The sequence below is a fragment of the Rhizobium rhododendri genome (genome assembly GCF_007000325.2).
GTDB lineage: Bacteria > Pseudomonadota > Alphaproteobacteria > Rhizobiales > Rhizobiaceae > Rhizobium > Rhizobium rhododendri.
In genome coordinates this window covers 2,216,155-2,230,185 of sequence record NZ_CP117267.1, presented here as the reverse complement: position 1 = coordinate 2,230,185, position 14,031 = coordinate 2,216,155, and the positions used below count along the sequence as shown (strand labels likewise).

11 protein-coding genes are annotated in these 14,031 nt (G+C 60.6%); 8 read left to right on the top strand and 3 right to left on the bottom strand.

Annotated elements, in window-relative coordinates; all coding sequences use genetic code 11:
- Positions 1 to 4 precede the first annotated feature (4 nt).
- The 5 genes from livM to PR018_RS10875 all read left to right on the top strand — a co-directional run bounded on the left by livM (position 5) and on the right by PR018_RS10875 (position 4,609).
- Positions 5 to 1,396: a high-affinity branched-chain amino acid ABC transporter permease LivM gene (livM, locus tag PR018_RS10895; protein WP_142823510.1), complete on the top strand. Its 1,392-nt coding sequence runs from the start codon at positions 5 to 7 to the stop codon at positions 1,394 to 1,396.
- Positions 1,396 to 2,259, top strand: a complete 864-nt coding sequence (locus tag PR018_RS10890; protein ID WP_142823509.1) for an ABC transporter ATP-binding protein — start codon at positions 1,396 to 1,398, stop codon at positions 2,257 to 2,259. The genes livM and PR018_RS10890 overlap by 1 nt, the downstream gene beginning before the upstream one ends.
- Before the next feature lies 1 nt (position 2,260).
- Positions 2,261 to 2,989, top strand: a complete 729-nt coding sequence (locus PR018_RS10885) for an ABC transporter ATP-binding protein (RefSeq protein ID WP_142823508.1) — start codon at positions 2,261 to 2,263, stop codon at positions 2,987 to 2,989.
- Between the two features lie 23 nt (positions 2,990 to 3,012).
- Complete coding sequence (locus tag PR018_RS10880; protein WP_111222526.1) at positions 3,013 to 3,366, top strand: DUF6867 family protein; 354 nt, start codon at positions 3,013 to 3,015, stop codon at positions 3,364 to 3,366.
- A 118-nt stretch (positions 3,367 to 3,484) separates the two neighbouring features.
- A complete protein-coding gene (locus PR018_RS10875; RefSeq protein WP_111222527.1) occupies positions 3,485 to 4,609 on the top strand; it encodes a branched-chain amino acid ABC transporter substrate-binding protein in 1,125 nt (374 codons plus the stop codon).
- A gap of 1 nt (position 4,610) precedes the next feature.
- Here the strand turns inward: PR018_RS10875 and PR018_RS10870 are convergent, their stop codons facing one another.
- From PR018_RS10870 to PR018_RS10860, 3 genes are read right to left on the bottom strand one after another with little or no spacing between them, the layout of a single operon-like run.
- A complete protein-coding gene (locus tag PR018_RS10870; protein WP_142823507.1) occupies positions 4,611 to 5,219 on the bottom strand; it encodes an AAA family ATPase in 609 nt (202 codons plus the stop codon).
- Between the two features lie 42 nt (positions 5,220 to 5,261).
- A complete protein-coding gene (locus tag PR018_RS10865) occupies positions 5,262 to 6,185 on the bottom strand; it encodes a response regulator (RefSeq protein WP_142823506.1) in 924 nt (307 codons plus the stop codon).
- Positions 6,178 to 9,564, bottom strand: coding sequence for a hybrid sensor histidine kinase/response regulator (locus PR018_RS10860; RefSeq protein ID WP_142823505.1), 3,387 nt, complete (start codon positions 9,562 to 9,564; stop codon positions 6,178 to 6,180). Before PR018_RS10860 ends, PR018_RS10865 begins: the two co-directional genes overlap by 8 nt.
- A 214-nt stretch (positions 9,565 to 9,778) precedes the next feature.
- Here PR018_RS10860 and urtA point away from each other — a divergent pair, with 214 nt between their 5' ends.
- The 3 genes from urtA to urtC all read left to right on the top strand — a co-directional run bounded on the left by urtA (position 9,779) and on the right by urtC (position 14,030).
- Positions 9,779 to 11,074 carry an urea ABC transporter substrate-binding protein gene (urtA, locus tag PR018_RS10855; RefSeq protein WP_142823504.1) on the top strand — a complete coding sequence of 432 codons (1,296 nt, stop codon included), beginning with the start codon at positions 9,779 to 9,781 and terminating at the stop codon, positions 11,072 to 11,074.
- 182 nt (positions 11,075 to 11,256) lie between these two features.
- Positions 11,257 to 12,873, top strand: a complete 1,617-nt coding sequence (urtB, locus tag PR018_RS10850) for an urea ABC transporter permease subunit UrtB (RefSeq protein WP_142823503.1) — start codon at positions 11,257 to 11,259, stop codon at positions 12,871 to 12,873.
- Positions 12,870 to 14,030, top strand: coding sequence for an urea ABC transporter permease subunit UrtC (gene urtC / locus PR018_RS10845; protein WP_142823502.1), 1,161 nt, complete (start codon positions 12,870 to 12,872; stop codon positions 14,028 to 14,030). The genes urtB and urtC overlap by 4 nt, the downstream gene beginning before the upstream one ends.
- Position 14,031: the final 1 nt, after the last annotated feature.

The following is a 14,031-nucleotide window of genomic DNA, read 5'->3' as shown; positions in this document are numbered from 1 at the left end:
TAACATGGCAAATGCGACCACCGATACCGGCAAGACCTCCTCGGGCCTGATCCGGAGAGGCCTCATCGAAGCCTTTTTTGCCGCCCTCATCTCGTTCGGCATGTTCGTTCTCTACATCGGCCTCAAAACCGACCAGAACATCCACAACGAGTTGATCATCGTCCAGCGTTGGGGCTTGCTGGCGATATTCGTCGCCATCGCCGCCGTTGGCCGCTTTGCCGTCATCGTCTTCCTCCGCCCGCACCTCGACGAGCGCAAGCTCAGCAAGGCGCGCGCCGGCGAACTCGCAATATCGACGGAAAAGACCTTTCTTCAAAAGCACTTTCTCAAGGCCGCACTGGTTCTGATGATCCTCTATCCGATGATCGTCGTCGGCCTCGTGGGCGCGCAGGGCTCGCTACTCTACGTCGATAACTTCGGTATCCAGATCCTTATCTACGTCATGCTAGCCTGGGGTCTCAACATCGTTGTCGGCCTTGCCGGACTTCTCGACCTTGGCTACGTGGCTTTCTACGCCGTTGGCGCCTATTCCTACGCGCTTCTCTCGACACATTTCGGCCTGTCATTCTGGCTGCTGCTGCCGCTGTCTGGTATCTTCGCTGCCTTGTGGGGCGTCATCCTCGGCTTTCCGGTGCTGCGCTTGCGCGGCGACTACCTCGCGATCGTCACGCTTGCCTTCGGTGAAATCATCCGCCTGGTGCTGATCAACTGGACCGAGGTTACCAAGGGCACGTTCGGTATCTCCGGTATCCCGAAGGCGACGCTGTTCGGCATCAAGTTCGACGCAACGTCGACCGGTTTTGCCAAGATGTTCGACCTGCCGATTTCGTCCGCCTATTACAAGATCTTCCTGTTCTACCTGATCCTGGCGCTCTGCATGCTGACCGCCTATGTCACCATCCGCTTGCGTCGCATGCCGATCGGCCGTGCCTGGGAAGCCTTGCGCGAAGACGAAATCGCCTGCCGTTCGCTCGGTATCAACACGGTGACGACCAAGCTGACGGCGTTTGCAACAGGCGCGATGTTCGGTGGCTTCGCCGGATCGTTCTTCGCCGCCCGCCAAGGCTTCGTCTCGCCGGAGTCCTTCGTGTTCCTGGAATCGGCCGTCATCCTTGCCATCGTCGTCCTCGGCGGCATGGGATCGCTGACCGGGATTGCCATCGCTGCCGTCGTCATGGTCGGCGGCACGGAAATCCTGCGCGAACTCGACTTCCTGAAAGCGATCTTCGGTCCCGATTTCACCCCTGAACTTTACCGCATGCTGCTGTTCGGGCTGGCCATGGTGATCGTGATGCTCTTCAAGCCACGCGGCTTTGTCGGGTCTCGCTCGCCGACGGCCTTCCTGAAAGAAAGCAAGTCAGTTTCCGGCAGCTTTACCAAGGAGGGACACGGCTGATGAACACCCTGTCCAGCGAAACGCTTCTCAAGGTCGAGCACCTGTCGATGAAGTTCGGCGGCCTGATGGCCATCAACGACTTCTCCTTCGAGGCCAAGCGCGGCAATATCACAGCACTGATCGGCCCCAACGGTGCCGGCAAGACCACCGTGTTCAACTGCATCACCGGTTTCTACAAGCCGACGATGGGGATGATCACCATGAACCAGAAGAGCGGGAAGACCTTCCAGCTCGAGCGGTTGCCGGATTTCCGCATCACCCGCGAAGCCAAGGTCGCCCGCACATTCCAGAATATCAGGTTGTTTTCCGGCCTGACCGTGCTGGAAAACCTGCTGGTGGCGCAGCACAACAAGCTGATGAAGGCTTCCGGCTACACGATCCTCGGCCTGCTCGGCATCGGCGGATACAGCCGGGAAGCCAAGAAGGCGATCGAACTGGCCCGCTTCTGGCTGGAGAAGGCCGATCTGATCGAACGCGCCGACGATCCTGCCGGCGATCTGCCCTATGGCGCCCAGCGTCGTCTGGAAATCGCCCGTGCTATGTGCACAGAGCCGGAGCTGCTTTGCCTCGATGAACCGGCAGCAGGCTTGAACCCGCGGGAATCGGCGGTGCTGAACGCATTGCTGCGTGCCATCCGCGCCGAAACCGGGACGTCGATCCTGCTGATCGAGCATGACATGTCCGTGGTGATGGAGATCTCCGACCACGTCATCGTTCTCGAATATGGCCAGAAGATTTCCGACGGCACGCCTGACCACGTCAAGAACGACCCGAGGGTGATTGCCGCCTATCTCGGCGTCGAGGACGACGAAGTGGAAGACGTGATCGCCGAAGTCGAGCACCTCGAAGGGGGCGCCCAGTAACATGACAACCCAACCCTTGCTTCACGTCCAGAACGTCGAAACCTACTATGGCAATATCCGCGCGCTCGCCGGCGTCGATGTTTACGTCAACAGCGGCGAAATCGTCAGCCTGATCGGTGCCAACGGTGCCGGCAAATCGACGCTGATGATGACCATCTGCGGCAGTCCGCAGGCGCGCTCCGGCTCGATCATCTACGAAGGCCGCGACATCACGAAGCTGCCGATGCACGAGATCGCCCGGCTGCGCATCGCCCAGTCACCGGAAGGTCGTCGCATCTTTCCGCGCATGACAGTCATGGAAAACCTCCAGATGGGCGCAGGCCTGGACGATCTCAAATACTTTAAGGAAGACGTCGAGAAGATCTTCACGATGTTCCCACGCCTCAAGGAGCGCCATGCGCAGCGCGGCGGGACACTGTCGGGTGGCGAGCAGCAGATGTTGTCTATCGGCCGCGCGCTGATGGCCCGCCCGAAGCTGCTGTTGCTGGACGAACCGTCGCTCGGTCTCGCACCGCTGATCGTCAAGGGCATCTTCGAGACGATCAAGCAGCTGAACGAGAAGGAAGGCCTGACGGTTTTCCTCGTCGAACAGAACGCATTCGCAGCCCTGAAACTTTCGCATCGGGCCTATGTGATGGTCAACGGCAAGGTGACGATGAGCGGCTCCGGCAGGGAACTGCTTGCCAATCCGGAAGTCCGCGCGGCCTATCTCGAAGGCGGCCGGCATTAAGCCGACAGAAGGGGAGCTTTACTATGCAGGGACTTTTCTTCGAGCCCGACACCGGCGTGCGGATGATCATACGGGGCCTCGTCTTGCTGCTCGGCCTGTGGACCGCGTCGCGGGCCGGCAGGGCTGTTGCCGAGAACTGGGATGGCTACGGCCTGGTCATCGCCTATACGTTTCTCCTGGCCTGGGTGATGCAGTTTCTGCACCATGCGCTCTTCGATGGGCCCATGCTAAGCGCCTTGTATTTCGGCATCGATTTCGTTGTCCTCCTGATCGTTTCGATGGCCGGTTTCCGCTATCGCCGCACCAATCAGATGGTCAACAACTATTACTGGCTGTACGAACGGACTTCCGCGTTTTCGTGGAAGGACAAACATTGACAGCCCGTTGAAACTGGGCATGAATTGCCTGGAGTGGAACAGCTTCCCCGACGCGGACAATGGTGGGTAATGCGTTGGGTTCTTGACCGGTCCCCGCCCAAAAATTGGGAGTAATAATATGAAGAAATCTCTTCTTTCGGCAGTGGCTCTGACGGCGCTCGTCGCTTTCAGCGGTACTGCATGGGCCGATATCATCATTGGCGTCGGTGGTCCCCTGACCGGTCCGAACGCAGCCTTCGGTGCACAGCTCCAGAAGGGTGCCGAACAGGCCGCAGCAGACATCAATGCTGCCGGCGGCATCAATGGCGAAAAGATCAAGATCGAACTCGGCGACGACGTTTCCGATCCGAAGCAGGGCATCTCGGTTGCCAACAAGTTCGTTGCCGATGGCGTCAAGTACGTCGTTGGTCACTTCAACTCGGGCGTTTCCATCCCGGCATCGGAAGTCTATGCCGAAAACGGCATTCTCGAAATCACGCCTGCCGCGACCAACCCGACCTTCACGGAACGCGGCCTGTGGAACACATTCCGTACCTGCGGTCGCGACGACCAGCAGGGCGGCGTTGCCGGCGCCTATCTCGCTGCCCATTTCAAGGACAAGAAGATCGCCATCATTCACGACAAGACCCCATACGGTCAGGGTCTCGCCGATGAAACCAAGAAGGCGTTGAACACCGCCGGCATGACGGAAGTCATGTACGAAGGCATCAACGTCGGCGACAAGGACTTCTCGGCCCTCATCGCCAAGATGAAGGAAGCCGGCGTCTCGATCATCTATTGGGGTGGCCTGCACACGGAAGCCGGCCTGATCATCCGCCAGGCTGCCGACCAGGGCGTCAAGGCCACACTCGTTTCGGGCGACGGTATCGTTTCGAACGAACTGGCTTCGATCGCTGGCGACGCCGTCATCGGCACGCTGAACACCTTCGGTCCAGATCCGACATTGAACCCGGCCAACAAGGACCTCGTTGCGAAGTTCAAGGCTGCCGGCTTCAACCCGGAAGCATACACGCTCTACTCGTATGCTGCCGTTCAGACGATCGCTGCCGCTGCCAAGGCTGCTGCTTCGGTTGACGCTGAAACCGTTGCCAAGGCCATGCACGAAAAGGGTCCGTTCTCAACCGTTCTCGGCGATATCTCGTTCGACGCCAAGGGCGACCCGAAGATCCCAGGCTACATCATGTACGAATGGAAGAAGGGCCCCGACGGCAAGATCAGCTACTTCCCGCAGGACGTGAAGTAACTCATTTTCTGTCGCTGATTTTGGGAAGGCCCGGCTCGTCCGGGCCTTTTCCGTTTTCGACCGGAGACGTCGTGTCGCCGAATGGCGACAGCGTTTCCAACACGAAGCGGACACGCTCTGTCACAGACAATCTCGGCAGGACGACGGCTTCATATCCGAGCCTCGAATAAGCGATCAGAAGGCGCTCGTATTCCCGCACGGCATCGTCAAACGCATGGCGGCGGTCAGTATCGGTCTGAAAGATTTCTTGCCACGGAGGCGTCAGGAAAACCTGATGGTGGTAGCGCCAGCCGTCGATGAGTGGCAAAAGCGTTTTTTCGTCAGTCGCGTATGCCAGCGCTGCGGCGGCATCCACAAGACCACGGTCGAAGAACACCCAGCCTTCAAGTTGGCTGGCAGTGTTCCAGTCGCTCTTGGCCATCACCATGGCGCGCCGCGCAAATGCTGCGAGATCGACCCAGGGCAGGGCTTTGCCCTCGCCCTGTCGCTCCTCGGCGACGATCTTCCGGCCTGGCTCCTCAATAACACTGTGGCCGAGACGCTGCAGTTCGGCGAGTAGGGTTGATTTGCCGCCGCCTGAGCAGCCGGAGAGAACGACACGGTAGTTCATCGTGCTGGTCCTTGCTTGCAAAATGGAGGATCGATTGCGTCGCTACATCTCGCGCAGCACATGGGCCGCCTTGACGGCTGCCGAGGCGCGGTTCTCGACGCCGAGCTTGACGTAGATCTGCTCCAGATGCTTGTTTACCGTGCGGGCGGAAAGGCCGAGGATTTCGCCGATGTCGCGGTTGGCCTTGCCCTTGGCGATCCACAGCAGCACTTCGGATTCGCGCTGGGTGAGGGAAAAATGCTGGCGCAGCACGCTGTCGTCGGCATGTTGCCGTGCAGCGGTCAGCCGGAACAGGTGCTCGTCAGGACCAATCGTGCCGAGAAAAGCCAGTTGCAGCGCTGCATGGCCGTTGGGGCTGATGGACAGAACGTTGTCGCGAGTGGGAAGGGTGCGCCCGCCTTTTCGCATGAAGCCGCTGATTTCAGCCACGACAAGCTCCAGGCCATCGTCGCTGCCGGTGGCGGCATTGACCAATCGCGTTGCCTGCGGCGTCGACCAGTGGATGCTGCCATCGCCTCTGACGGCGAGCAGGTGGCGGCCGGCGGCATCGAGCGCCACCCTTGCACTTTGCGCCGAGCGGGCATTGCGCAGATGAACGCGGATGCGGGCGCGCAACTCGTCGATATTGATCGGCTTGGTAAGATAATCGACGCCACCGGATTCCAGCGCGTGGACGACGTGCTCGGTCTCGGTCAGCCCCGTCATGAAGATCACCGGCACCTGCGAAATGCCGGAATTCGCCTTTAGCCGGCGGCAAGTTTCGAAACCGTCCATATCGGGCATAACGGCATCGAGCAGGATAAGGTCGGGCGTGATACGCTCGACGATGGCGAGCGCCGCCGGACCGGAAGTGGCGATCAGAACGGAAAAGCCCGATTGTTCGAGCGCTTCGGTCAGAAATCCGAGGGCTTCCGGCGAGTCATCCACGAGCAGAACGATGTCGCGGGGCAGGGCGGGTTCAGCCAATCGGTTCTACCTTTTCGATGTCGAATTCACGCAGGAATGCCAGAAAGCCGGTCAGATCGAAGGCCTGGACATAAACCCGGAGAGCATCGATGAAAGGCTGGTTCTCGGGCAGCCTGGCGATATCTGCAAGCTTTGCCTCAATGCCCCTGATATAGCCGATTTCGGCAAGGCTTATCAACTCTCCGATATGATCGAGGCCGGGGCTCTTCATTGGCAGCGGTGCCTTAATTGCAGGGGCTGCAACGGTGTCGGCATAGATCCATTTGAGGCCGAGATGTAGCGCCAGCCGGTCGCGCAATTGCCGGATATCGACCGGCTTGCTGATGGCGTCGTCGTGGCCGCTGCTGTTTTCTCGACCAGCGGTTCCATCGCCTATATTGGCCGAGAGCATAAGGATCGGTCCCGCCTGTCCGCTTTCGCGCAGCCTTGCCACCAGTTGCCAGCCGTTCATGCCGGGCATCGAGATGTCGACAAGGAAAAGATCGGGCTTGATGCCTTCGATCAGTGTCAGGCAATCCGGGCCGCTGACGGCGGTCAGGACAACGAAATCGAGCGGCACCAAAATCTCGCGCATCATCTCCCGATGATCCTCGTTGTCATCGACGACAACGATCGTCCGCCTCGAGCCGTCATAGCCGACGATCTTGCGCTCCTGCGGCACGGGCTTCATCTGCCGCTGCACGGCGGACAGCATCAGCCGCACCTTGAAGGTCGAGCCGACATCCTTTTCGCTGGTCACCGAAATCTCGCCGCCCAGGGTGTTGGTGAGGAGCTGGGTGATGGTCAGGCCGAGGCCGAGGCCCGGCATCGGCCGGACGGTTTCTGCCTCGCCACGCTGGAACGGCTCGTAGATGCGTCCGAGGTCCTTCTCGGCGATGCCGCGTCCTGTGTCGGAAAGCGAGAATGTGGCCACCTGGCTACGATAGCCGACGTCGAAGCGCACCGTTCCCCGGTCTGTGAATTTTATGGCGTTGGACAGCAGGTTGACGAGGATCTGCCGCAGCCGCTTCTCGTCGGTGCGGACGTAATCCGGCAGGGAGGCGGCGCGCTCATGGATGAAGGTGAGGCCTTTTGCCTGTGCCTGCGGCCGAAACATGTCGATGATCTGGTCGAGGAAATCGCGGATGTTGATCTCGTTCGAATAGACCTGCAGGCGACCGGCCTCGATTTTCGAAATATCGAGCAGTCCGTCGATCAGCCCCGACAGGTGCTCGGCGCTGCGCCGTATCACGCGGATCGAGGATTGGCGCGGCGCCGGTATCGTTTCGTCGCGCTCGAGGATCTGGGCGTAGCCGAGCACGGCGTTGAGCGGGGTGCGCAATTCGTGGCTGAGGCCTACGACATAGCGGCTCTTGGCACGGTTGGCGCTTTCAGCTGTTTCCTTGGCGGTCTGTAGCGCCGCGTCGGTCTTCTTGTGGGCGGCGATTTCCTTCAGCAGCAGCGTGTTCTGTCGCGATGATTCCTCTTCGGCAACGACGCGGCTGTCATGGGCCAGCACGTAGAACCAGCAGACGATGCCAGCGATGACGGCGAAGACGAAGAAGACGATCAGGATGGTGCGGTTGACCACTTCGGCCGTCTCCGGCGATGCGGAGGATACCTGGTGGGCGATGAGGGCGAGGATGACGCCGACGGCACCGAGCGCCAGCACGACGGCGATGCCATAGCGCCCTAGCCTCGTTGTCAGCTTGGCGATGACCGTCGCCGGCAGCACTGCGCGGGCGACGGTGCCGATCTGGGCGTTGAGATTGGCGTTCGGCTTGCACATGTCGTGACAGCGGCTGTCGAGCGAGCAGCAAAGCGAACAGATCGGCGCCGCGTAGGCGGGGCACCAGGCCATGTCCTCCGGCTCGAACGGGTGCTCGCAGATCGAGCAGGTGATATCGGTGAGGTTCTTCCAGCTCTGGCGCGGTTTGCGCGCGAGGTAGAACTTGCCCTTGGTGGCCCAGGCGATGGCAGGCGAGGCGACCAGCGCTACGATCAGGGTGATGTAGGGAGCAAGCGATGCGGCGACTGCGCCGAACAGGCCGAAATGCGCCGTCAATGCGATGCCGGCCGACAGGGTCATGGCGCCAAGGCCGACTGGGTTGATGTCGTAGAGATGGGCGCGCTTGAACTCGATGCCTTCTGGGGCGAGGCCGAGCGGCTTGTTGATGAACAGGTCCGCCGAAATCGTGCAGAGCCAGGCCATGGAGATGATCGAGAAGATGCCGAGCGTCTCTTCCAGCAGCCGGTAAATGCCAAGCTCCATCAGTAGCAGCGCGATGGCGACGTTGAACACCAGCCAGATGACGCGGCCGGGATGGCTATGGGTCAGGCGCGAGAAGAAATTCGACCAGGCCAGCGAGCCGGCATAGGCGTTCATGACGTTGATCTTCAGCTGCGAGACCATCACGAAGGCGACCATCAGCAGCAACGCTGCATTGTGCCAGGGGATCATGTAGCCAAATGCTGTGAGATACATCTGGGCCGGGTCGGCGGCACGGTCGGGCGGCACGCCGGCGCTCAGCGTCAGCACGACAAGGAACGAGCCGGCCAGCAGCTTCGGCGCGCCGATGATCACCCAGCCGGGACCGGCAAGAAAGATCGCCAGCCGGTGGCGAAGCTTGCGATGGCCTTCCGGCGGCAGGAAGCGCAGAAAATCCGCCTGTTCGCCGATCTGCGAAATCAGCGCGAGGATGACAGCCGAGGCAGCGCCGAAATCGATCAGGTTGAAGGGCGCAAGGGTGCCGGAAGAGGATGGCCGGTCGAGGCCGGCAAAGGCCCGCCAGATATCGAACTTTTCCCAGTCGGAAAAGGCGATGAACACGAAGGGCAGGACATTCAGGACGATCCAGAAGGGCTGGGTCAGAAGCTGGAAGCGGCTGATAAGGCGGACCCCGTGAGTGACCAACGGGATCACCATGCAGGCGCTGATGATATAACCGATCCACAGCGGGATCCCGAGCGTCAGTTCAAGCGCACCGGACATGATCGATGCCTCGATGGCAAACAGCATGAAGGTGAAGCTGGCATAGATCAGCGAGGTGACGGTCGAGCCGATATAGCCAAAACTGGCACCGCGGGTGAGAAGGTCGATGTCGACGCCGTGGCGGATGGCGTAACGGCTGATCGGCAGGCCGATGCCGAGCATGACGAGGCTGGCGACGATGATGGCGTAGAAGGCGTTGGTCGTGCCGTAGGAGAGCGTGATGGCGCCGCCGATTGCCTCCAGCGCCAGGAACGAGATGGCGCCGATAGCCGTCTGCGAAATCCGCGCCGAGGAGAATTGCCGGGCGCTCTTGGCGGTAAAGCGCAGGGCGTAGTCTTCCAGCGTCTGGTTGGCGACCCAGCGATTATATTCGCGCCTGACGGGGATGATGCGTTGGCGTGCGGCCATGCCTTTGTCGACGTCCTCTGCGATTTGCTGTGAGGATAGCTAACACGGTTCATCCTCGGCCTTAAAGCGGCGCGACGCAAAGGATGCACGTTTCGCCCACCGCCTACGTCAAATTGCGTATACGGTTTTCTCCCGCGCCAAACCATAGTCCCTCAAGCAACAGTTAACGGCGGGTTTTCGCCGGTGTTGTCGAATTCGAAGAGGGGATAAAACAATGAATTTCAAGAACTACGTCACGGGTGCCGTTATCGGTACCGTCCTGTCGACGTCGGCTTTGTTCAACGGCGCCGCCTATGCTGCGGACGACACGATCAAGGTCGGCATTCTTCATTCGCTTTCCGGCACCATGGCCATCTCCGAGACCACTCTCAAGGATGCCATGCTGATGCTCATCGACGAGCAGAACAAGAAGGGTGGCCTTCTCGGCAAGAAGCTCGAAGCCGTCGTCGTCGATCCCGCCTCCGATTGGCCGCTGTTTGCCGAAAAGGCCCGCGAGCTGATCCAGAAGGACAAGGTTTCAGCCGTATTCGGTTGCTGGACATCCTCGTCCCGCAAGTCGGTTCTGCCTGTATTCGAGGAACTGAACTCGCTGCTGTTCTACCCGGTCCAGTATGAAGGCGAAGAATCCTCGCGCAACATCATCTACACAGGCGCCGCGCCTAACCAGCAGGCGATCCCGGCCGTCGACTACCTGATGCAGAAGGAAGGCGTAAAGCGCTTCGTTCTCGAAGGCACCGACTATGTTTATCCGCGCACCACCAACAAGATTCTCGAGGCTTACCTGATTTCCAAGGGTATTCCGAAAGAAGACATCATGACCAACTACACGCCGTTCGGCTTCTCCGATTGGCAGACTGAAGTCTCCAAGATCAAGGATTTCGGTTCGGGCGGCAAGAAGACCGCCGTCGTCTCGACGATCAACGGCGACGCCAACGTGCCGTTCTACAAGGAACTCGGCAACAAGGGCATCAAGGCCACCGACATCCCGGTCATCGCCTTCTCGGTCGGCGAAGAAGAACTGGCCGGTCTCGACACCAAGCCGCTGGTCGGCCATCTCGCCGCCTGGAACTACTTCGAATCCGTTGAAACGCCTGCCAACAAGGCTTTCATCAAGCAGTGGCACGCCTACACCAAGAATGACAAGCGCGTTACCAACGACCCGATGGAAGCCGCCTATATCGGCTTCAACGCCTGGGTTAAGGCTGTCCAGGCTGCCGGCTCCACCGACACCGACAAGGTGCTCGACACGATCATCGGCACGACCGTTCCGAACCTGTCGGGCGGCTATGCCACCGTCATGCCGAACCACCACATCACCAAGCCAGTATTGATCGGTGAAATCCAGGGCAACGGCCAGTTCGACATCGTCCAGCAGACGCCTGCTGTTGTTGGCGACGAATGGTCGGACTACCTGCCCGACTCCAAGGACCTGATCTCCGATTGGCGCAAGCCAATGTCCTGCGGCAACTTCAACGTCGCTACCGGCAAGTGCGGTGGCAAGGGCATGTAATTTGGACAAGGCACGTAAGGGGGATCTCTCCCCCTTCTCCCCGTCGGGGAGAAGTGTCGAGCGAATGCGAGACGATGAGGGGGCTTCTCTGCCGTGCCCCCTCATCCGACCCTTCGGGCCACCTTCTCCCCGAGGGGGAGAAGGGAAAGCCCAGCTTTACGATAACCGAGGCAAAAGAGCCGATGTATCGCGCCATCAAGATTTTCCTATTGACCCTATGCCTCGCCCTGCCGGCCTTCGCCACCGTGCTGAAGGCGGAAGATGCGGTCCATCCGCTGGTCGACGCGCTCGGTGTCGGCGACTTTCCGGAACGCGAAGCGGCGATCAAGGCGCTGGTTGCTTCCAAGGACCCGCATGTCGGCAAGATCCTCAAGGAACTGAGCGACGGCCTGCTGTTCGTCAACCAGGATGGCGGCCCGGTACTTTTGCAGGGTGGCACCGACGATGCGCCAACCTTTGTCGATCCGCTCACCGGCGAGGCTGTGGCCGACGTCGATCCGGACACGATGGTCAAGGTCAAGGTCAACAATTCTCTGCGCGGCGTCATCAGCGCCTCGATTGGCCAGCTGACGCTGCTAAGCCCGGATCGCGACGCACGCCTCGCGGCTGCCGAGGGCATGCTGAAGGACGCCGACCCCAGCAATATCGATCTGCTCAATTCCGCGCTGGCCGAGGAAAAAGATCCTCAGGTCAAGAAGACCATGGAAGCGGCGCGCGCTGTCGTGCTTTTGAAGACCGACGCCAGCCCGGCCGACAAGAAGGCTGCCATCGACATGATCGCGGCCCGCGGGGACCGCGATGCGCTGACCATCCTGACGGCAGCGATGCAGACGGCATCGGCCGACCTGCAGCCTGCCATCCAAAAGGATATGGATGCGATCAAGGATACCCTGGCGCTCTGGGATGTCGCGCAGAACATCTGGTACGGCCTGTCGCTGAGCTCGGTTCTGATGCTGGCTGCCATCGGCCTCTCGATCACTTTCGGCGTAATGGGCGTCGTCAACATGGCGCATGGTGAAATGGTCATGCTCGGTGCCTACACGACCTATGTCGTGCAGGAGGCCATCACCCGATATGCGCCGGGACTTGCGGAGTATTCCCTGGCCTTTGCCGTGCCCGCAGCCTTCCTGTTCACCGGCGCCGTTGGCTTCCTGATCGAGCGCACCGTCATCCGCTTCCTCTACAAGCGGCCGCTGGAAACATTGCTCGCCACCTGGGGGATATCGCTCATCCTGCAGCAGACGGTGCGATCGATCTTCGGCCCGACCAACCGGGAAGTCCGCAATCCCAACTGGATGTCCGGCTCGTTCGACCTCGGCGGCCTCGATATCACCTGGAACCGGCTCTGGATCATCGCCTTTGCGCTGGTCGTCTTTGTTGCCCTGCTGCTGCTGCTGAAGCGCTCGTCGTTCGGGCTGCAGATGCGGGCGGTAACCCAGAACCGGCGCATGGCGTCCTCGATGGGTATCCGCACCGCCTGGGTCGATGCCTTCACCTTCGCGCTTGGCTCAGGCGTTGCAGGCATGGCTGGTGTGGCGCTCAGTCAGATCGATAATGTCTCGCCGAACCTCGGCCAGGCCTACATTATCGACAGCTTCATGGTCGTCGTCTTCGGCGGTGTCGGCAGTCTCTGGGGAACACTGGTCGGCGCCATGTCGCTCGGCATCCTCAACAAGTTCCTCGAGCCCTATGCCGGCGCCGTGCTCGGCAAGATCCTGGTGCTCGTCCTCATCATCCTGTTCATCCAGAAGCGACCGCGTGGGCTCTTCGCACTCAAAGGAAGGGCGGTGGAAGCATGATAACGGCCTTCCTGCTCCGGTCTCTCGACCGCAAGATCATCATTGCAATCCTGCTGCTGATTGCAGTGGCAATTCTCGTCCCGGCGTCCAACCTCCTGACGAGCCCGCAGAGCGCATTGCATGTGCCGACCTACATCATGTCGCTGTTCGGCAAATACCTGACCTACGCGCTACTGGCGCTGGCGCTCGATCTCGTCTGGGGTTTTTGCGGCATCCTGTCGCTCGGCCACGGCGCCTTCTTCGCGCTCGGCGGCTATGCCATGGGCATGTACCTGATGCGCCAGATCGGTGCCCGCGGCTCCTACGGCAACGCGATCCTGCCCGATTTCATGGTGTTCCTGAACTACAAGGCGCTGCCGTGGTTCTGGTACGGGTTCGACCATTTCTGGTTTGCAGCACTGATGGTGCTGCTGGTGCCGGGGCTGCTCGCCTATGTATTCGGCTGGTTTGCCTTCCGCTCGCGCGTCAACGGCGTCTATCTCTCGATCATCACGCAGGCGATGACCTATGCGCTGCTGTTGGCCTTCTTCCGCAACGACATGGGTTTCGGCGGCAACAACGGCCTCACCGACTTCAAGGAGATCCTCGGCTACAACATTCAGGCCGACGGCACCCGTGCGGCGCTGTTCGCGCTGACCGCGCTGTTTCTGGCGCTGGCCCTGCTGATCGCGTCGGGTATCGTGCGCTCCAAGTTCGGCAAGGTGCTGGTCGGTGTGCGCGATGCCGAAAGCCGGACCCGTTTCCTCGGCTACCGAGTCGAGAACATCAAGCTGTTCACCTTCGTTGTCTCGGCGATGATGGCTGGCATTGCCGGTGCACTCTACGTGCCGCAGGTCGGCATCATCAACCCCGGCGAATTCGCACCGGCCAACTCCATCGAAGTGGTCATCTGGACGGCGGTCGGCGGGCGCGGCACGCTGATCGGTCCGATCATCGGGGCGATCCTCGTCAACGGCGGCAAGACGATCTTTACCGGACTATTTCCTGAGGTGTGGTTGTTTGCGCTCGGCGGGCTATTCGTCGCCGTGACGCTGTTCCTGCCACGTGGCGTCATTGGCACGATTGCCCATTACGGCACCGGCGGCGGCAGGTCGCGGCGGGCGTCCGCGGCGGCGGAAAAAGGCGAGAGCGACGAACCCATTCAGGCGGCGGAGTAAG

Bases quoted from the DNA above. Each gene is read 5' to 3' on its own strand.
- livM (WP_142823510.1), top strand. From the start codon at position 5: ATGGCAAATGCGACCACCGATACCGGCAAGACCTCCTCGGGCCTGATC.
- PR018_RS10890 (WP_142823509.1), top strand. From the start codon at position 1,396: ATGAACACCCTGTCCAGCGAAACGCTTCTCAAGGTCGAGCACCTGTCG.
- PR018_RS10885 (WP_142823508.1), top strand. From the start codon at position 2,261: ATGACAACCCAACCCTTGCTTCACGTCCAGAACGTCGAAACCTACTAT.
- PR018_RS10880 (WP_111222526.1), top strand. From the start codon at position 3,013: ATGCAGGGACTTTTCTTCGAGCCCGACACCGGCGTGCGGATGATCATA.
- PR018_RS10875 (WP_111222527.1), top strand. From the start codon at position 3,485: ATGAAGAAATCTCTTCTTTCGGCAGTGGCTCTGACGGCGCTCGTCGCT.
- PR018_RS10870 (WP_142823507.1), bottom strand. From the start codon at position 5,219: ATGAACTACCGTGTCGTTCTCTCCGGCTGCTCAGGCGGCGGCAAATCA.
- PR018_RS10860 (WP_142823505.1), bottom strand. From the start codon at position 9,564: ATGGCCGCACGCCAACGCATCATCCCCGTCAGGCGCGAATATAATCGC.
- urtA (WP_142823504.1), top strand. From the start codon at position 9,779: ATGAATTTCAAGAACTACGTCACGGGTGCCGTTATCGGTACCGTCCTG.
- urtB (WP_142823503.1), top strand. From the start codon at position 11,257: ATGTATCGCGCCATCAAGATTTTCCTATTGACCCTATGCCTCGCCCTG.
- urtC (WP_142823502.1), top strand. From the start codon at position 12,870: ATGATAACGGCCTTCCTGCTCCGGTCTCTCGACCGCAAGATCATCATT.